Here is a 16,824-nt window from a genome sequence, read left to right as displayed (position 1 = left end):
CGGCGAGCCTCCGCCGCCGCGAGCGCCGCCTCCGCCCGCGCGACCGTCGCGCGCGGGAGCCGATCGTCGAGCCGCGCGAGGAGATCGCCCTCCGTCACGCGATCGCCCTCCTTCACGAGCACGACGGCGACGCGACCGTTCGTGTCGAAGCCGAGCGAGACGAGATCGCCCTCCGCCTCGACGAGCGCCGGCGCGACGAGCTCGCTCGGCGCCTGCTTCGCCACCCGCGGCGGCGACGACGCGCCCTGCGCGCTCAACACGACACCCGCACAGAGAGAGGCCGCCGCCAGGAGCCCCGCCACGATTCGCTTCTTCATCTCGTCCTCCTCCTCACGCCGCCGCGAGCTCGTCCGCCCGCACGTTTCCGTCTTCGACTCGCACGATCCGATCCGCGAAGCGCTCGAGGCGCGGGTCGTGCGTCACGACCACGACCGCGCGCCGCTCCTCCGACGCGAGCCGGCGAAAGAGCTCCATCACGCCGAGCGCCGTCTTCGTGTCGAGCGCCGCGGTGGGCTCGTCGCCGATCACCACCGGCGGGCTGCCCGCGAGCGCGCGCGCGATCGCGACGCGCTGCTTCTGGCCGCCGGAGAGATCGGCCGGCAGGTGATGGCGGCGATCGGCGAGGCCGACCGCGTCGAGGAGACGCCGCGCCTCGCGGACCGGATCGGGGAAGCGCGGCGCCTTCATCTTCAGCGCGAGGACGACGTTGTCCTCCGCGGAGAGGGCGGGGAACAGGTTGAAGCCCTGGAACACGAAGCCGAACGTCTTCGCGCGGATGGCGGGGAGCTCGCGCTCGGGGAGCGCGGCGGCGTTGCGATCGCCGATGACGACCTGCCCCGCGGTCGGGCGGAGGAGCAGGCCGAGGATCGAGATCAACGTCGTCTTGCCGGAGCCCGACGGGCCCTCGATCAGGACGACCTCGCCGGGCCGCACCTTCAGCGACGCGCCGGTGAGCGCCGTGACGCGCGTCTCGTCCGCGCCGTAGACCTTCTCGATGTTCACGAGCTCGACGATGGGGTTCATGACTTCACCTAGGCCTTGAAGACGCTCGCCGGATCGAGGCGGAGCACCTTCGTGATGGAGAGGAGCGACGAGCCGGAGCACATCATCACGGTGAGCGCCGCGGTCGCGGCCAGGAGGCTCGGCGTGATCGCGACGGAGAGGTTCGCCTCGTTCATCACCGCGCGCGCGACCAGCGCGAGGGTGCCTCCGACGGCGAAGCCCGCCGCCGCGGTCATGAGCGCCTGATAGACGATGACGCGGACGACCTCGCCGTTCGCTGCGCCCATCGCCTTGAGCGTGCCGTACTCCTTGATGTGCTCGAGCGTGCTCGAATAGAGGATCTGCCCCACGACGACGACGCCGACGATCACGCCGATGACGGCGGTGGTGAAGAAGCCCGCGCCGACGCCGGTGCGCGACGACCAGTAGCCCTGCGTACGCGCCGAGAGCTCCGCCTTCGTGTACGCCTCGACGTGCGGGATCTTCCCGATGCGGGCGGCGAGCTCGCGCGCGTCGACGCCCGGCTCCGCCTTCACGAGGACGTAGGTGAGCTGCGTCTCGTCGAGGCGCGTGAACGAGCGCGCGGCGGCGAGGTTCGTCCAGACGTAGGGCGACGTCGTGAAGCTCCGAATGCCGTGCGTGAGGCCGTCCACCCGCGCGCGTGAGCCGGAGATCTCGCGGCGCTGATCGAGCGCGTCGATCTGGAGCTTCGCGTACTCGGTCTCGTCGACGACGATGCCGTCCGGGCGCGCGAGGACGGAGCCCTCGACGACGTTCCACGGACGGAGCATCGTCGCGCTCGGCTCGATCCCGATCACCTCGACGCCCTCCGCGTTCCCCTCCGCCCCGCGGATCTGACCGAACGCGAGGATCACCTTCTCCGTCTTCGCGACACCAGGCACCTCCGCGACGCGGTACACGACGCGCTCGTCGATCGGCGACGCGAAGTCGAACGCGTCGGTCGCCTCCGCCGCGACCCAGACGTCGGCGTCGGCGTGATCGATGAGCGCCGACGCGTTGCCCATGAACCCAAGGTAGAGCCCGATCTGGACGATGACGAGCAGCACGCTGATCGACACGCCCGCCGTCGCCACCGCGAACTTGAACCGGTCGTGGAGCAGGATCTGCCGTGCGAAGCGCCACATGCTCCGAGCTGGAGCAGGGAGCATGCCTCCCCGCGACGGGCCGAAACCTCGACGATTCCACGCGCCCGACGTCGCTGGACGGTAACGATCCGTTACCCGGTAACGAAATCAGGCCGCGGGCAGGAGCACCGTGAACGTCGCGCCTCTGCCCGGCGCGGCGTCGACCCTGATCTCGCCGCCGTGCGCGCGAACGAGCTTGTCGCAGATCGCGAGGCCGAGGCCGGTGCCGTCGGGGCGCGTCGTGTAGAACGGCTCGAAGATGCGCGGCAGGTCCTCCGGCGCGATCCCCTTCCCTTCGTCGGCGACCTCGAGCGCGACGCGTCCGTCGTCTTCGCGCCGCGTCCGGATCTCCACCCGCGCGCCCTCCGGCGACGCCGCGGCCGCGTTGGTGACGAGGTTCTCGATCACCTGCCGGAGGCGGAGCGCGTCGCCGCGCGCGAGCGGCGCGTGCTCGCCGTGCCGGACGTCGAGCGAGAGGCGCCGCTCGCCGAACGCGGGCTGCGTCGCGCGCGCGGCGTCGGCGACGAGCGCGCGGAGATCGACGACGCTCTGCTCGACGCGCGCCGGCTTCGCGAAGTCGAGGAGCTCGTTCACGTCGGCGGCGAGGCGATCGAGCTCCTCGAGCGCGATGTCGAAGTACTCCATGTCGTCCGCGGGCAGGCGCGCCTTCTTGCGCAGGATCTGGACGTTCATCTTCACGCTCGTGAGCGGGGTCCGGATGTCGTGCGCGATCGCGGCCGCGAAGGAGCCGAGCGTCGCGAGCTTGCGGCTCGCCTCGAGCTCGGTGAACAGCGCGAAGGCGTCGAGGCGCAGCGCGAAGCGGTCGGCGAGGGTGGTCGCCGCCATCACCGTGTCGCGCTCGATCTCGTCGCCGCGGACGGCGAGCGCGCCGTGCACGGTGTCGCCGGAGCGGACGAGGACGGTGAGATCGGCGTCGAGCTCCGGCGCCTCCGCGCGCGTGAGCTGCACCCGCTTCGTCTCCGCGAAGCGCGCGAGGAGCGACGGCGGGAGCTCCTTCACCGGCACGAACCTCGTCTCCGTCGCGCCGAGGTCGGCGAGCGCCTCGCGGATCACCTTCAGCATCGCGTCCGGCTCCGCCTCGGTCGAGCCGAGCGCGCGCTCGAGCACGCGCTCACGCCTCACGCGGCGTGGGTCGACGTTGCGCGCCACCGCGCGCTCGATCGCGCCGCGCGACACCACGAGCGCGGTGAGCGGGATGAGCGACGCGAGCACGAGCGCGGCGCGGAGCGCGGACGGGCCCGTCGCGAGGCGGAGCGCGCACTCGACCGCGACGGCGGAGGACGCGACGACGAGGACGCCCACGCCGACGAGCCCGATGAGATCCGCCGCGAACCCGCGCACGGAGAAGAGCTGGCTCTTCAGGATCGCGAGCGTGATGAGCAGGTAGCTGATCACGACGCCGGCGGTGCTCTCGAGCACGATCCAGGTGGGGAACGCCTCGGGGTACAGGTCGTAGACCGGCCCGTAGACGACGATCGCGAACGCCCAGCGCACGAAGAGCGCGGCGGCGAGGAGGCGGAGCGCGACGACGTCGGTCTTCGCGGTGCGGAGGCTCCGCACGAGGAGCGCCGTCATCACGACGAACGCGGGCGTGTAGTAGTAGTAGTTCGCGTACTTCGTGAGCTCGCGCGTGGCGGGGTTGAGCGCGACGAAGAGCGACGCCACCGTCGCGAGCCCGACCGGGACGCGGAGCTTCATCGGCGCGGGGCGGCTGAACGGGAACGAGTACGCGAACTCGATCGACCCCCACCCGAGCGGGATCGCGAGCGCGCCGCAGACGATGAGCACCTCTCTCTCCGCGAGGTCGCCCCCGCCGAGGAGGGTGACGCCGCGGTACGCGCTCGCGGCGGAGTCGAGGAGCCCCATCGCGCCGAAGACGCGGTTGTCCCAGCGGCGCGGATCGGCGCGGATCAACGCGAGCGAGAACGCGACGCCGAGCGCCGCCATGACGCAGAAGAGGACGCCGATCATGGCTTCTTGAGGCCGTACTCCTCGATCTTCCGATCGAGCGTCGGCCGGCTGATCTCGAGCACGGCGCAGGCGCGTCGCTTGTTCCAGTCGGTCTTCTGCAGCACGAAGTCGATGTGGCGCCGCTCGATCTCGCGGAGCGGGAGCATGTCGCCCTCCGCCGGCAGCGCGCTCGCCGACCCCAGCCCCGCGAGGACGGTGCCGTCGATCGCGTCGCCCTTCGCGAGGACGATCGCGCGCGTGAGCGTGTTCTCGAGCTCGCGCACGTTGCCGGGCCACGCGTAGCGCCGCAGCGCCTCCATCGCCTCCGGCGTCACGATGCGCACGGCGCGGTTCACGTCGCGGTTGATCTTGGCGACGAGCCCCTCCACGAGGAGCGGGACGTCGTCGGGCCGCTCGCGCAACGGCGGCAGGCGGATCTCGACGACCTGGAGCCGGTAGTAGAGGTCCTCGCGGAAGGCGCCGCTCTTCACCATCGCGCCGAGGTCGCGGTGCGTCGCCGCGATGATGCGGGCCTTGAGCGCGATCGGCCGCGAGTCCCCCACCCGCTCGAAGCTCTTCTCCTGCAGCACCCGGAGGAGCTTCGCCTGCAGGTCGAGCGGGATCTCCGCGATCTCGTCGAGGAACAGCGTCCCCGCGCCGGCCGCCTCGAAGCGCCCCACGCGATCGCCGCTCGCGCCGGTGTACGCGCCGCGGACGTGCCCGAAGAGCTCCGACTCGAGCACGCCGCTCGCGAACGACGTGCAGTTGACGCCCACGAACGGCGCGTCGGGCGAGCTCGCGGCGTGGACCGCCTTCGCGACGAGCTCCTTCCCGGTCCCGGACTCGCCGGAGACGAGGACGGTGGCGCGGCTGCGCGAGACGGCCCCGATCTGCTTGTATACCTCACGCATCTGCGGGCTGCGCCCGAGGATGGCGCCGTCCGGCGCGAGGGCCGCGTCCTCCGCGGTGGTGCTGCGCGCGAGCCGGCGCGAGGTCTCCCGCGCCTCCGCCGCCCGCGCGACGACGAGCTTCACGAGGTCGATGTCGATCGGCTTGACGAGGTACTCGAAGGCCCCGAGCTGCACCGCGCGCACGGTCGACTGCATGTCGTCGCGCGCGGTGACGACGACGACCGGCGGCGCGTCGTCGGCCTTCTGGATCTCGGTCAGCACCTCGAAGCCATCCTTGCCCGGGAGCCCGAGGTCGAGGAGGACGACGTCGGCATCGCGGAACGACGCGACCGCGGCGCCGCCGTCGGCCGCGGTCGCGACCTCGTAGCCTTCCCCCTGGAGGAACTTCTCCAGCGTACGCCGGATGGACTTGTCGTCATCGACGACGAGGACACGCATGGCTTCTCCGATCTTCTCCCCCTTTCAAGGCCCGCGCCAGCGCCGGATACCGTGGTTTTTCGGCCCCGCGATGGAAAAATGGTCACGTTTCGTTACGCCGCGCTAGTACGAGGCATGACGATGCTTGCTCGCCTCAAAGGCCGCTCTCCCAAGCTCTTCTCCGTCCTCTCGGTCGCGCTCGCGGTCGGGGCCGTCGGCGGGATCGCCGCGTACGAGCGCTACTCCTCCGACTCGTGCTGCTACGCGGGCTCGCCTTGCTGTTACCCCGGCTCGCCCTGCTGCAAAGGGCACGACGCGACCGCCGCGAAGTAGCGACCCGTGACGGCGCGCGAGGCGGAGCTCGACGAGTGGATGGCGCGCCTCGCACGCGGCGACCGCTCCGCCTTCGATCCGCTCTACGCCGGGCTCCGCCCCCGCGCCGCGCGCGTCGTCGCGCGCCACGTCGCGCCCTCGCGCGCGGAGGACGTGCTCCAGTCCGCGCTCATGAACGTCTTCGCCCGCGCGAGCGAGTTCACGCCCGGTCGTCCCTGCCTGCCGTGGTTCTACGCCGTCGTCGCGAACGAGGTCCGCGCCGCGCGCCGGCGTGACGCGCGCCTCGTGCTCGGCGATCCCCCGCCCGACGCGCTCGTCGACGACGACGATCCCGAGTCGCTCCTCGCGCGCCGCGAGCTCGAGCGATCGATCGAGCTCGCGATCGACGCGCTCGACACCGAGGCCGCGAACGCGATCCTCGCCCTCCTCGGACGCGCGCCGCTCCCCGATCTGCCGGCCCCCACGGTCCGCAAGCGCGTCTCGCGCGCGTACGGCAAGCTCCGTCTCTTGTTGCGAGGGCACGATGCACGCTGAGCGCGCACGTCTCCGCCGCGCCTACGAATGGGGCCGGCTCCGCGCGTCGCTCCCGCGCGCGCTCGTGACGGCGGCGCCGGTCGCCGTCCTCGCGATCGTGATCGGCGGCGCGCCCGCGCTCGTATGGCTCCCGCTCACGGTGACGGCGTGGCTCTTCGCGCACTGGCGCGGCGATCCCCTCCTCCGCGGTGCGTACCTCGGCTTCGTCGCCGGGATCGTCACGCTCGCGCTCCCGCTCACGATCCTCCGCCCGTGCTGCTCGCCCGAGTCGATGGCGGCCGGCATGGACTGCTGCACCAACCCGAGCGCCTGCTGGACCGCGGGCGGCCTCCTCGGCCTCGCGCTCGCGCCGTTCCTCCCGAACGACGCGCGCCGATGGAGCACCGCCGCCGGGATGGTGATCGGCGTCGCGTCGGTCGCGGTCCTCCGCTGCACCGCCCTCTTCGCCGCGGAGGCGCTCGGGCTCCTCGGCGGGATCGTGGCCGGCGTGCTCGCCGCCACCCTCGCGCGCGGCTCGCTCGCCCTCCGCTCTTCTTCGCGTTGACCTACACCGCCTGCGGACGTGGGCGCGCGCGCGAAGTTGGACGCCTCGCGATCCACCGCATCCCGAATTTCAGGTCATTTTCACGGGCACGCGCGCTGCAATTGCCATGTATCCATGCGCGTTGCGGGTGGGGTCCTCGCGGTGTTGTTCTCGGTGCTCGCGGCGTGCACGCCGTTCGAGTCGGCGGGCGACGGTCCGACGAAGCCAACGGCCAGAGGCAGCGACGACGACGACGACCAACCGGCGAAGCCGAAGGACGACGACGCCGAGCCGAAGATCGATCCGAACAAGAACGGCCTCGTCGTGGTCGACCTCGGCGCGGTCGCGTCCGGCGCGAGCGTCACCCTCGACGTGCCGCCGAACGCGCTCGGCTTCAACGTCGCCGTCACGTCGGCGGGCGGCGGCGAGCTCGGCGTCGTGCGGATCGAGAGCCCGAGCGGCGAGGTCCTGCACGACGACTTCACGCCGAAGAAGAGCAAGTCCAAGCTCGGCCTCGGCGCGCGCGGCGCGGCGGCGGCGTCGATCCCGCAGAACGACCTCCTCACCGCCCCCGCGCCCGGCAAATGGAAGATCGCGTTCGCCGGCAACGGCACGAACGGCCGCGCGAGCGCGCGCATCCAGACCACGAGCGACGGCAAGTTCCACGGCGGCGTGCTCGACCTCCACGTCTACGTCCCGCCCGGCCTCACGGTGTGGGGCAACGGGATGGAGGCGAGCAGCACCTCGCATCTCGTCGACGTGACGACCGCGCCGACGGACCCCGCGATCAAGGCGCGCCTCGACGTCTTCTGGAGCGCGTTCGAGAAGTCGACCGGCATCACGCGCGGCAAGGTCTCGTGGCACGCGGTGGACGCGAAGTTCAACACCGTCGTCGACGACGATCGGTACTACGAAGCGACGGCCCTCTCGAAGGGCGAGCCGGAGCAAGCGCTCCACATGCTCCTCGTCAGCAACCTCTACGACGGCGAATTCGTGGGCTACTCGCCGCTGCCCGGCACCGCGTCCCTCACCGGCAACGCGTCCTCGACCTTCGTGGTCGCGCTCTACCGCGGGAACGACGCGTCCTTCGACGGCTTGTCGATCTACCACGAGGCCGGCCACTTCTTCGGCCTCCAGCACACGACCGAGAGCGACGCGATCGAGCTCGACCCGCTCGACGACACGCCGACGTGCCCGGATTTCAACCAGACATGCGCGGACGGCACCAACCTGATGAGCACGATCTGGCCCGACCCCATCACCGAGGTCGTGGTGACGAAGAGCCAGCAGACGATCCTCCGCGCGTCGCCGATCTACCGCGCGTTCTTCGCGCCGCAGGCCGCGCCGCCGCAACAGCTCGCCGCTCGCTCCGCCGCGCCGCCGCCGTCGTCGTCGCAGCGCGCGCCGGCGACCGCGCTCGAGCGCTTCGTCGGCCGCTCGGTCTGCGGCTGGAAAGGCCACGACCATCGCCTGCGCCCGGACGTGCTCGCCCGCGCGCGCCCGGAGCTCGAGGCGATCGCGCGCGACACGACGCTGCCGGGGAGCTACCGCGTGAAGGCCGCGAAGCTCGCCTCTCCGTAACGATGTTAGCTTGACCGCCCATCCCCATGATGGTCACGACCCGAGGCTCGGTCCTCCGGCTCATCGCCTGGCAATGGAAGAGCATCGTCCTCTTCGTCCTCTTCGCCGCCGCGGTGACGTACGTGCACGAGCACGTGTCGCCGAGCGCCAAGCTGCCGGCGCTGCCGCTCGGCGTGGTCGGCGGCGCGCTCGGCATCTTCGTCAGCTTCCGCACGAACTCCGCCTACGCGCGCTGGTGGGAGGGGCGGCAGCTCTGGGGCCGACTCATCAACGCGTCGCGCACGTTCTGTTCGCAGGCGCTCGCGTACCTCCCCGCGACGGGCGAAGGCCGCGCCCTCGCGACGCGCATGGTCGAGCGCCACATCGCCTACGTCCACGCGCTCCGCGTGTCGCTGCGCGGGCAGGACCTCTCCGCCGACGCCGACGTCCTCGCCTTCGTCACCGACGACGAGCGCCCGCTCCTCGCGGAGAGCAACCCCAACCACGCGCTCTGCCATCGGAGCTACGAGGACGTCGCGCGCGCGCAAGCGGCGGGCTGGATCGACACGAACCAGCTCCTCGCGTTCGACGAGACGCTCCGCACCTTCCTCGACGTGCAGGGCGGCTGCGAGCGCATCAAGAAGACGCCGCTCCCGCGCGGCTACGCGTTCATCGCCGAGCGCCTCATCTTCGCGTTCAGCCTCTTGTTGCCGCTCGCCGTCGTCGCGGATCTCGGATGGTGGGCGGTCCCGATCAGCACGCTGGTGTGCCTCTCCTTCGCGCTCATCAGCGAAGCGGGCCGCGTGCTCGAGGACCCGTTCACGATGTTCTGGAACGGCCTCCCCCTCACGGCGATGGCGCGCACGATCGAGGTGAACCTCCGCGAGCGCCTCGGCGAAAAAGACCTCCCCAAGATCCCGGTCGCCGACGCGAGCGGGATCCTGATGTGAATCAGACCTGCCCCACGCTGCGGACCTCGAACTTGTCCTCGTCCTGGAAGGTGACCTCGAAGATGGGGAGCCCCTTCGCGAGCGCGGTGAGGGTCTGACCGAGCTGCACCGAGCCGAGCCGCTCCATCGCGATGTGCAGCTCCTCCGGATCGACGGGACCGCAGATGTCGTGCTGCGCGGCGAGGAAATGGGCGAGCTGCTTCCGCAGGTACGACGTGACGCGCGGGTGATGCACGAAGACCTGCGCGCCGTAGACCGCGGGCGACACGAGCGGGATGCGGGAGAAGGTATGGAGCGGCCCCGCCATGCGCACGAGCAGCACCGCGCGCTCGGTGTGACCGCCCGCGAGCGCGACGAGCTCGAGCTCGGGCGCGCCCTCCCATCGCTTCTCGTGGAAGCCGCGGAGGAGCGCGGTGACGAGCGACTCGCGGAGGTCGTACTCCGGCGCCTTCGTCAGCGCGAGGCGGAGGTGGCCGCAGCCGATGTGGCTCGGGGTGAGGAGGTGCTCCGCGAGCGCGCCGCGAAGCGCCGGCGGCGGCGCGGCCATGAACTTCCGCCACTCGAGCGTCTCGTTCACGTCCTTGAGCGCGTCGACGAACCGGCTGTCGGCGCGCAGCGTCTTCACCATCGCGTTCCCGGCCGCGATGTCGGTGTGCATGTAGAAGCGCCCGAACACGTCGAGGCGGCGAAGCAAGAGCGTCCGCACCTCGTCCTCGGTGAGATCGCGCAGCATCGTCTTCTCGAGCGCGCGGAGGCCGATCAGCATCTCGCCCGCGTCGCCGCCGGGGCTCCCGATGACGCCGCTGTCGTCGCGGCCGTCGACGCACGAGACGAGGCCGCGCACGAGGAGCGCGGGGAGCTTGATCCAGCGCACGGTGTGGCGGTCCCCGACGTGGCGGCGCACGTCGTCGACGGTGACGGAGGTGGGCGCCTCCTGTGACTCGTCGACCTCGTGCAGCTTGTCCTCGCGCTCGAGGATCGAGGTGTCGCGCGTCGTCGAGTAGCCGAGGTCGCGCCACGACATGATGCCGCCGCCCATGAACGCGACGAAGCGCATCCCCGCCTTCGCGAGCGCGGCGACGGCGCCGTAAGACCGCTCCTCGCCGCCGGAGACGATGATGATGGGCGTGTCGCGATCGACGCGATCGACGAGCGACGGGATGCGCGCGAGCGGGATCCAGTCCGAGCCGGGGACGTGCCCGAGCGGGCCGACGAGCTCCTCCGCGCTCCGCACGTCGACGACGCGCACCTTGCGCCCTTGCTTCGCGACGAAGTCGGCGGTCACGAACGGCACGCCGCTCGGCGTCGACTTGACGTTCGCGACCCAGTTCACGCGGAACATGCGCTCCGCCTGCGAGACGCTGCCGATCGGCGGGATGAGCGGCAGATGCGAGGAGCTATCCATGACGCGGGGAGCATACGATGGACCGGTCATGTACGTCCCGAAGCACAACGCGGAGACCGACCTCCGTGTGATCCAGGAGCTCGCCGCGCGGCGTTCGTTCGCGACGTTGCTCGCGCCGCGCGCCGACGGGCAGATCGAGATCGCGCACCTGCCCTTCCTCGTCGATGCGGAGCGCGATCGCCTCCGCGTCCACGTCGCGCGCGCCAACCGCATCTGGCGCGACGTCACGGACCCGGGGCGACGGGGCGACGTCGTCGTCGTGTTCGCGGGGCCGCACGGCTACGTGTCGCCGACGTGGTACGAATCGCCGAAGGACGACGTACCGACGTGGAACTACGCCGTCGCGCACGCGCACGTCACGACGCCGTCGCCGATGACGCGCGAGGAGCTGATCGCGTTCCTCGACGAGCTCTCCGCGCAGAACGAGACCGGCCACGCGCGATGGCGCTTCGACGAGCACCCCGCGGAGTCGCGGGAAGAGCTCCTCGCGGCGATCGTCGGCCTCACGCTCCCGGTCGCACGCTGGGAGGCGAAGTGGAAGCTCAGTCAGAACCGCGCCCCGGCCGACCACGCCAACGTCGTCGCCGCCTTCGAGCGCCGCGCGACCCCGGACGATCTCGAGATGGTGGAGCTCATGCGACGTCGCTGACGCGACGCACCGGCGTCGGCGCGGCGTCGCCGGTGGAGAGCAGCTTCTCCCAGTAGCCGACGTCGTGCCAGCGCCCGAGCTTGAAGCCGACGCGATGGAACGTCGCGCAGCGCACGAAGCCCATCTTGGCGTGGAGGCGCTCGCTCGCGACGTGCCCGGCGGTGATGCCGGCGATGACGGTCGCGTATCCCTGCGCCTCGAGGATCCCGAGGAGCCGCGCGTACAGCGCGGTGCCCACGCCGCGACCGTGGACCGAGGGGTCGAGGTAGACGGAGACCTCGGCGCTCCACGCGTAGCCGCAGCGCGACTTGTGCGGCGCCGACTTCGCGAAGCCGAGCACGCTCCCGTCCGCCGCGCGCGCGACGAACCACGGATGAAGCGCGCCGTGCTCGCGCCAGGCCGCGAGCCAGTCGTCGAGCGTCTCGGGCGCGGTCGCGAAGTTCGCTGCCGTATGCTCCGCCGCCCAGTTCGAGATCGCGACGATACGCGGAAGGTCGGCCTCGACGGCACGCTCGACGCGAAGCTCGGTCATCAAGTGCATCCTCGCACGCGTCGCCGCGCCCGAGCTGCCCTTCGGGCACCTCGTCGCCGGAGAAGAGCGGCTGCCATGCGCACGTCGTTCGTGATCGTCATTGTCCCAGGTTCGCAGAGCTCGTGCCTTCCCAGGGCGCGGCCGCTCGATTATCGTCGAGATATGGGCGGGGCCGACGGCGAAAAGCGCACGTGGAAATGGGAGGCGAAAGCCGACTTCTATCCGCATTACGACGTGACGGCGTCGGCCGGAGGTCTCGACTACGGCTGCGAGATCAAAGGGCCCTTCTGCGGGTGGGACCCTTGTCTGTGGCAGTCGTGGGACGCGTTTCTGACCGCCGGGGCGCCCGCGTACATGCAGATGCCGGCCTCGATCGCGGAGGAGATTCGGACCTACGCCGTCGCGCGCGAGCTCATCGCGCCGGGCGGCGAGTAGGCTCGCGTTTGTCGGCGGCGGTGGGGCCCGCCGACGTGATCGCGACGGGGACGCCGAGCTCCTCCGTGATGCGGGCGGCGAAGCTCTCGGCGTCGGGGGCGACGTGCGCGCGGACGACGCGCACGTCGCGGAGCGCGCGACCGAGCCGCTCTTGGTCCGCCTCCTCCTGCTGCGGGTAGAGGTCGATCGCGCGACCATGTGCATCGTGCATGAACAGGGTCGCGTCGGCGGCGCCTTCGTAGGCGGTGACGAGCGAGGAGACCGCGGCGAGCCGGTCGGTGTGGGTGAGGGCGAGGACGTCCACGCCGCCGGAGACGCGCAGCGCGTAGCGGAGGAGGACCATGTCCTGATGACCGACGCGGAACGCGCCCTGCCAGCCGTCGCTCGCGTTGTGGGGCTCGGGGAGATGCGCCGCGAGCGCCGGCGCTTCGCTCGGAAAAGGGCCTTCGCCGTGGCGCGTGAGGTACGTCCGCAGCACGCCGATGCGCTCGATGCCGTCGTCGACACCGTGTCGTCGCAAGAGCGCGCTCGCGGCCGCGGTGGTGCAGTCGCTCCAGGTCGTGTGGGGATGGAACCCGTGTCGTTCGTCGAGGAGGACCCCCTGCGCGCCCTCGAGCACGGTCGGACCGGCGCGCAGCATCGCGCCGAGCGCGTCGTCGGGAACGACGAGCCCGCGCCGCGCGCGCAGCGCCTCCACCGCGTCGATCCAGCGCTCGCTCACGGAAGGATCGCGCAGGATCGCGAGCTCCTCGGCGGCGCTCGGCGCGCCGGTGCGGCTCGGGACGCTCGGCTCGAGTGAAACGAGCTCGTCGTGTCGCGAGGGCGCTCCGGAGCTCGGCGCGAGGGAGGCGAGGAGGCGCTCGCGGGTGGCGCTCAGCTTGCGGAGCAAGGTGACGCGATCGCCGACGAGGTCGCGGGCGCGGATGGCGTCCGGGCCGGATGCGAGGGCGTCGCGAACGGTCTCGCCGACTCCGACGCCGCAAGTGCCGTGACGGGCGGCGCCGCGCGCGAGCTCGCGGAGGCGGTTCGTCGCCTGGTGAAAGGGGGTAATGACCAATGCGCTCTCCGCGATCGTGAGTCGGGCGAGCGTGTCTTCGATGGGAATACCTGTTTCGGCGAGGAGGCGCGCCTCGACGAGCAAGGCGGTGGGGTGAAGGACGAAAGGCTCGGCGAGGTGGGTCCGCACGCCGGGGACGAAGGTGCCGGCGCCGAGCTGCGAGAAGACGTGCGCGCGCCCGTCCTCCGTGACCACCGTGTGGCCCGCTTGCGCGCCGCCGTTCCAGCGGACCACCAGCTCCGCGCTCCGCGTGCGCACCAGATAATCGGTAATCGTCCCTTTTCCGGAGTCGCCGAACCCGAGGTCGGCGACGATCCAGACGCGCGTTCGCTCATCGGTCATCGCTCATCGCTTATCGCGCGGGCGGAGGGATCGGCGCGTGCGTCGCGAGCGGCGGATTGGGCGCGCCGTCCTTTCCGCACGACGCCGCCCACGGCGTGAGCGCGCGGACGACGGCGCCGAGGCGCTCGCGCGCGACGCCTTGCTGCTCGAGCTTCCGCGCGACGGCGTCGAGATCGGGCGCCGCGCCTTCGTGGATCGCGACGATCGCGGCGATGCACGCGGTCGTGTCGCGCGGGCTCTCCATGCAGACGACGCGATCGCCGAGGGCGTCACGCCAGGCGCGCTCGCACTGCCGCCTCCGCTCGAGATCGGGAATGAGGAAGAACGGCTCGAGCATGCGCTGCGCCTCGTCGACGACCACGGCGAGCGGGAGATCGTCCTCGAGCTCGTCGCCGAGGACGCTCCGCACGACGCTCCGCGACAGGTGCCGATAAGGCTTTTCGTCGCCGGTCATGAAGAGGTATCCGCGTTTGCCGCGCAGCCGAAAGCAATCGAGCTCGAGGTGCCGCGCCGCGAAGTAGAGCGCGAGCTCGTAGGACTCGTGGCCCGGATCTCCCCCTTTGCCTTCGAGCCATGACCAGGTGAGCCACTGGTCCATGAGCTCCGCCGTCGACTCGAACTGGCCAATCTGGAGCGGCGCGCGATCGTGGAACGCGTCGCCTATGGCCATGAAGCAGACCTGCGGATCGCTCACGCCGTGCGCCATCAGCATCTTGATGAGCCCCGGCAGCTCCTCTTTCGCGAGGAGCTCCGGGATCGCGCCCATCGAGCCGGTGACGTCGAGCGCGAGCACGATCGCGAGCGAGGAGGGATGTCCGGCGCTGTCGCGACTCTCGCGCACCTTGATCCCGTGCGGGCGCATGAGCGGATGCACCTCGCGCTGGCGAAAGACCTCCTGCGCCGGAAGGTCGACGCGGGCGGCGGTGATCGCCTGATGTGCCTCGAAGCTGTATCCGCCGTAGCCCATCGTCTTCAGCCCCTGCCGATCGATTTCGCCCACGGTGAGAGCGCCGTCACGACGCGCTCCACCCTGTCGGCCGTCAGGCCCGAGCTCGCGAGGCGCTCGCCGAGCGCTGCGACGGTGGGGACCGCGCCCTCCGAGAGGGCGACCGCGCCGGCGGCGACGGGACACGTGTCCTCCGGGCTCGCGAGCACGATCGCGCGTTCGCCGAGGTACTTCTTCCAGAACGGCGCGACGCGGGCGCCGCGCGCGGCGTCGGGGACGAGATAGAAGGCGTGGAAGGTCTGCTCGAGATCGGCGACGACCTTGTCGAGCGGGATGTCCGCGGCGGGCTTGTCGCCGACGAATCGCTCCACCCACTCCGCCTTGAGCGCCGGGTAACACGGCTCGTCGCCGCTCATGAAGAAGTATCCCTTCTTCTTTCGCTTCTCGAAGCAATCCATCTTCGTGTGATGCGCCGCGAAATAGAAGGCGAGGTCGTACGACTCGTATGCGCTCGCGCCGCCGCCCATGATCCAGCACCACGTGAGCCACTGATCCATGAGCTCGGCGGTCGACTCGAACTGACCCACCTGGAGCGGGGCCACGCCGCCGGCGCAGTCCTGGAATGCCATGAAGAGGACCTGCGGGTCCGCGACGCCGGCGTTCCCGAGCGCCTTCATGAAGGTCGGGAGCTCCTTGCGCGCGATCTGCTCGGGGATCTGGCCCATCGATCCGCTCACGTCCAAAGCGAAGACGATGCCGATCGAATTCGGGTGATCGGGGCTGTCGCGGCACTCGCGGAACTTTACCCCTTTCGGATCCATGAGCGGATGAATGCTGCGCTGGCTGAAGACCTCTTGCGCCGGCAGCGCAGCGCGCTTCGCGGCGATCGCCTGGTGCGCTTCGTAGCTATAGCTCCCAAACCCCATATCGTTGCCTCCTCGTGCTCAATTGCCCAATAGCGTCAAGACCAACCCGGCATCTCGAATCGAACGAACCGCGGCGGTCCGAAGACCTCGCGCGCGACGGCGTCGAGGCGGTCCTTGAGCGCCCAGGCGTCGGTCTCGCACCCTGCCTCGCGGTGAGCGTGCATCTCGAGCAGTCGCGCGAGCGGCGCGGGCGCGGATGCCCCGCCGAGCGCGCGCAGGATGGCCTGTGCGCTCATCGCGATGTCCGTCTGCGGCGTGACGGAGCCGCCGCTCCGGGCTGCGCTCGACCACCCGGCGAGGACGACGCCATGATCCCGCGCGTGCAAGAGCATGTGCGCCGGCACCACCGCGCCGTGCACGACGTCGTTTCGGTGAACCCACCCGAGGAGCTCGAGGACGCGCTTCCACATCCACACCGAGCTCTCCGGCGTGACGCCGGCGGAGTGCGCGCGGAAGACGTCGTCGAAGGTGTGAACGAAGCCGCTCCGCCAGCGCAGGACGGTGCAGCGGCACTCTCCGTCGCGGCCGTTCATGCCGAGCCGCGCGACGCCGTGATCGACGCGTTGCGGAAGGAGCCGCGTGAAATGCGCGGCGCCCTGGACGCGCGACGACTCGAGCGCGGCGAGCGTCTCCTGTTCGCGTTCGAGGCGCGCGTGGTCGGCCTCCGTGCGCGCGATCTTGAGGAGCACGTGCTCGGTGAGCCGCGCGTCGCGTCGCGCACGATAGACGTCGCTCGCGTCGCCGTGGGCGAGGCGCCCGAGCACGGCGTAGCGGAGGCCGCCGACCCAGAGCCGCGGCAAGTGCGGCTCGAGCAGCGGTTCGTCCCGCGCCTCCGCCGGCGCCGCGCGCCACCCACCTGGTCCCGGCGCGAGGAGGAGCGAGCAGAACTTGCAGCGCTCCATCCGCGTCGCCGACGGCGCCGGCAAAGGACCGCCGCAGTGCGGACAGCGATGAACGGTGTAGCCAGTCACGTTCCCTCCTCGACCTCGCCCGGCGCCCCTCGACCCTCGACCGAGCCACGCTATCCGATCTCGCGACCGTTCGACGCCCGTTCCGACCGGTCACCACGTTCCGCCTCGCGCGACGCGGCAAACCGCGCATGCTGAACGGGAATGCGCGCAAGGTGGTTGGTCGTACTGATGGGGCTGGGAATGGTCGCGTGTGCCCTCGCGCTCGAGCATGTGGC

General features: G+C 71.0%; 18 protein-coding genes. 7 read left to right on the top strand and 11 right to left on the bottom strand.

Annotated features, from left to right (window positions below):
* From KF837_10940 to KF837_10920, 5 genes are all read right to left on the bottom strand, one after another.
* Window positions 1-317, bottom strand: a 317-nt coding sequence (locus tag KF837_10940) for a biotin/lipoyl-binding protein (protein MBX3227825.1), incomplete at its 3' end; no start/stop codon positions are given.
* A 13-nt stretch (window positions 318-330) separates the two neighbouring features.
* Window positions 331-1,023 (bottom strand): ABC transporter ATP-binding protein, encoded by a 693-nt coding sequence (locus tag KF837_10935; protein MBX3227824.1) that lies wholly within the window; start codon window positions 1,021-1,023, stop codon window positions 331-333.
* 8 nt (window positions 1,024-1,031) lie between these two features.
* On the bottom strand, window positions 1,032-2,147 hold the full coding sequence (locus KF837_10930; protein ID MBX3227823.1) for an FtsX-like permease family protein: 1,116 nt from the start codon (window positions 2,145-2,147) through the stop codon (window positions 1,032-1,034).
* A gap of 108 nt (window positions 2,148-2,255) precedes the next feature.
* Complete coding sequence (locus KF837_10925; GenBank protein ID MBX3227822.1) at window positions 2,256-4,139, bottom strand: hypothetical protein; 1,884 nt, start codon at window positions 4,137-4,139, stop codon at window positions 2,256-2,258.
* Window positions 4,136-5,467 (bottom strand): sigma-54-dependent Fis family transcriptional regulator, encoded by a 1,332-nt coding sequence (locus tag KF837_10920; GenBank protein MBX3227821.1) that lies wholly within the window; start codon window positions 5,465-5,467, stop codon window positions 4,136-4,138. The genes KF837_10925 and KF837_10920 overlap by 4 nt, the downstream gene beginning before the upstream one ends.
* Window positions 5,468-5,587: 120 nt before the next feature.
* Here KF837_10920 and KF837_10915 point away from each other — a divergent pair, with 120 nt between their 5' ends.
* From KF837_10915 to KF837_10895, 5 genes are all read left to right on the top strand, one after another.
* Window positions 5,588-5,779 carry a hypothetical protein gene (locus KF837_10915; protein MBX3227820.1) on the top strand — a complete coding sequence of 64 codons (192 nt, stop codon included), beginning with the start codon at window positions 5,588-5,590 and terminating at the stop codon, window positions 5,777-5,779.
* Window positions 5,780-5,785: 6 nt separating this feature from the next.
* Window positions 5,786-6,313, top strand: coding sequence for an RNA polymerase sigma factor (locus tag KF837_10910; protein MBX3227819.1), 528 nt, complete (start codon window positions 5,786-5,788; stop codon window positions 6,311-6,313).
* Window positions 6,303-6,857, top strand: a complete 555-nt coding sequence (locus tag KF837_10905; GenBank protein MBX3227818.1) for a hypothetical protein — start codon at window positions 6,303-6,305, stop codon at window positions 6,855-6,857. The genes KF837_10910 and KF837_10905 overlap by 11 nt, the downstream gene beginning before the upstream one ends.
* A gap of 114 nt (window positions 6,858-6,971) precedes the next feature.
* Window positions 6,972-8,417 carry a hypothetical protein gene (locus KF837_10900; protein ID MBX3227817.1) on the top strand — a complete coding sequence of 482 codons (1,446 nt, stop codon included), beginning with the start codon at window positions 6,972-6,974 and terminating at the stop codon, window positions 8,415-8,417.
* 26 nt (window positions 8,418-8,443) lie between these two features.
* On the top strand, window positions 8,444-9,346 hold the full coding sequence (locus KF837_10895) for a hypothetical protein (protein MBX3227816.1): 903 nt from the start codon (window positions 8,444-8,446) through the stop codon (window positions 9,344-9,346).
* A gap of 1 nt (window position 9,347) precedes the next feature.
* Here KF837_10895 and KF837_10890 read toward each other — a convergent pair whose 3' ends face one another.
* Window positions 9,348-10,751, bottom strand: coding sequence for a rhodanese-like domain-containing protein (locus KF837_10890; protein ID MBX3227815.1), 1,404 nt, complete (start codon window positions 10,749-10,751; stop codon window positions 9,348-9,350).
* A 28-nt stretch (window positions 10,752-10,779) separates the two neighbouring features.
* Here KF837_10890 and KF837_10885 point away from each other — a divergent pair, with 28 nt between their 5' ends.
* Window positions 10,780-11,400 (top strand): FMN-binding negative transcriptional regulator, encoded by a 621-nt coding sequence (locus KF837_10885; GenBank protein MBX3227814.1) that lies wholly within the window; start codon window positions 10,780-10,782, stop codon window positions 11,398-11,400.
* On the opposite strand, the gene KF837_10880 is transcribed toward KF837_10885, so the two are convergent.
* Window positions 11,384-11,932: an N-acetyltransferase gene (locus KF837_10880; GenBank protein ID MBX3227813.1), complete on the bottom strand. Its 549-nt coding sequence runs from the start codon at window positions 11,930-11,932 to the stop codon at window positions 11,384-11,386. The two genes, KF837_10885 and KF837_10880, sit on opposite strands and share 17 nt — an antisense overlap.
* 75 nt (window positions 11,933-12,007) lie before the next feature.
* Between KF837_10880 and KF837_10875 the strand changes: the two genes are divergently transcribed.
* Window positions 12,008-12,367, top strand: a complete 360-nt coding sequence (locus tag KF837_10875; protein MBX3227812.1) for a hypothetical protein — start codon at window positions 12,008-12,010, stop codon at window positions 12,365-12,367.
* On the opposite strand, the gene KF837_10870 is transcribed toward KF837_10875, so the two are convergent.
* The 4 genes from KF837_10870 to KF837_10855 are packed head-to-tail and all read right to left on the bottom strand — an operon-like array spanning window position 12,345 to window position 16,609.
* Window positions 12,345-13,766 carry an adenylosuccinate synthetase gene (locus KF837_10870; GenBank protein MBX3227811.1) on the bottom strand — a complete coding sequence of 474 codons (1,422 nt, stop codon included), beginning with the start codon at window positions 13,764-13,766 and terminating at the stop codon, window positions 12,345-12,347. The two genes, KF837_10875 and KF837_10870, sit on opposite strands and share 23 nt — an antisense overlap.
* Window positions 13,767-13,776: 10 nt before the next feature.
* Window positions 13,777-14,733, bottom strand: coding sequence for a VWA domain-containing protein (locus KF837_10865; protein MBX3227810.1), 957 nt, complete (start codon window positions 14,731-14,733; stop codon window positions 13,777-13,779).
* A 5-nt stretch (window positions 14,734-14,738) separates the two neighbouring features.
* Complete coding sequence (locus KF837_10860; protein MBX3227809.1) at window positions 14,739-15,638, bottom strand: VWA domain-containing protein; 900 nt, start codon at window positions 15,636-15,638, stop codon at window positions 14,739-14,741.
* Window positions 15,639-15,673: 35 nt separating this feature from the next.
* Complete coding sequence (locus KF837_10855; GenBank protein ID MBX3227808.1) at window positions 15,674-16,609, bottom strand: hypothetical protein; 936 nt, start codon at window positions 16,607-16,609, stop codon at window positions 15,674-15,676.
* Window positions 16,610-16,824 lie beyond the last annotated feature (215 nt).

It is taken from the genome of Labilithrix sp. (assembly GCA_019637155.1).
Lineage (GTDB): Bacteria > Myxococcota_A > Polyangia > Polyangiales > Polyangiaceae > Labilithrix.
Note: the sequence above shows the minus strand (reverse complement) of the source record. Positions and strands in the feature narration are given on the sequence as shown.

What these genes read in the sequence shown, in the direction of transcription:
- KF837_10875 (MBX3227812.1), top strand. Translation starts at nt 12,008, where the DNA reads ATGCGCACGTCGTTCGTGATCGTCATTGTCCCAGGTTCGCAGAGCTCG.
- KF837_10870 (MBX3227811.1), bottom strand. Translation starts at nt 13,766, where the DNA reads ATGACCGATGAGCGAACGCGCGTCTGGATCGTCGCCGACCTCGGGTTC.
- KF837_10925 (MBX3227822.1), bottom strand. Translation starts at nt 4,139, where the DNA reads ATGATCGGCGTCCTCTTCTGCGTCATGGCGGCGCTCGGCGTCGCGTTC.
- KF837_10900 (MBX3227817.1), top strand. Translation starts at nt 6,972, where the DNA reads ATGCGCGTTGCGGGTGGGGTCCTCGCGGTGTTGTTCTCGGTGCTCGCG.
- KF837_10905 (MBX3227818.1), top strand. Translation starts at nt 6,303, where the DNA reads ATGCACGCTGAGCGCGCACGTCTCCGCCGCGCCTACGAATGGGGCCGG.
- KF837_10935 (MBX3227824.1), bottom strand. Translation starts at nt 1,023, where the DNA reads ATGAACCCCATCGTCGAGCTCGTGAACATCGAGAAGGTCTACGGCGCG.
- KF837_10915 (MBX3227820.1), top strand. Translation starts at nt 5,588, where the DNA reads ATGCTTGCTCGCCTCAAAGGCCGCTCTCCCAAGCTCTTCTCCGTCCTC.
- KF837_10880 (MBX3227813.1), bottom strand. Translation starts at nt 11,932, where the DNA reads ATGACCGAGCTTCGCGTCGAGCGTGCCGTCGAGGCCGACCTTCCGCGT.
- KF837_10885 (MBX3227814.1), top strand. Translation starts at nt 10,780, where the DNA reads ATGTACGTCCCGAAGCACAACGCGGAGACCGACCTCCGTGTGATCCAG.
- KF837_10865 (MBX3227810.1), bottom strand. Translation starts at nt 14,733, where the DNA reads ATGGGCTACGGCGGATACAGCTTCGAGGCACATCAGGCGATCACCGCC.
- KF837_10920 (MBX3227821.1), bottom strand. Translation starts at nt 5,467, where the DNA reads ATGCGTGTCCTCGTCGTCGATGACGACAAGTCCATCCGGCGTACGCTG.
- KF837_10860 (MBX3227809.1), bottom strand. Translation starts at nt 15,638, where the DNA reads ATGGGGTTTGGGAGCTATAGCTACGAAGCGCACCAGGCGATCGCCGCG.
- KF837_10890 (MBX3227815.1), bottom strand. Translation starts at nt 10,751, where the DNA reads ATGGATAGCTCCTCGCATCTGCCGCTCATCCCGCCGATCGGCAGCGTC.
- KF837_10930 (MBX3227823.1), bottom strand. Translation starts at nt 2,147, where the DNA reads ATGTGGCGCTTCGCACGGCAGATCCTGCTCCACGACCGGTTCAAGTTC.
- KF837_10895 (MBX3227816.1), top strand. Translation starts at nt 8,444, where the DNA reads ATGATGGTCACGACCCGAGGCTCGGTCCTCCGGCTCATCGCCTGGCAA.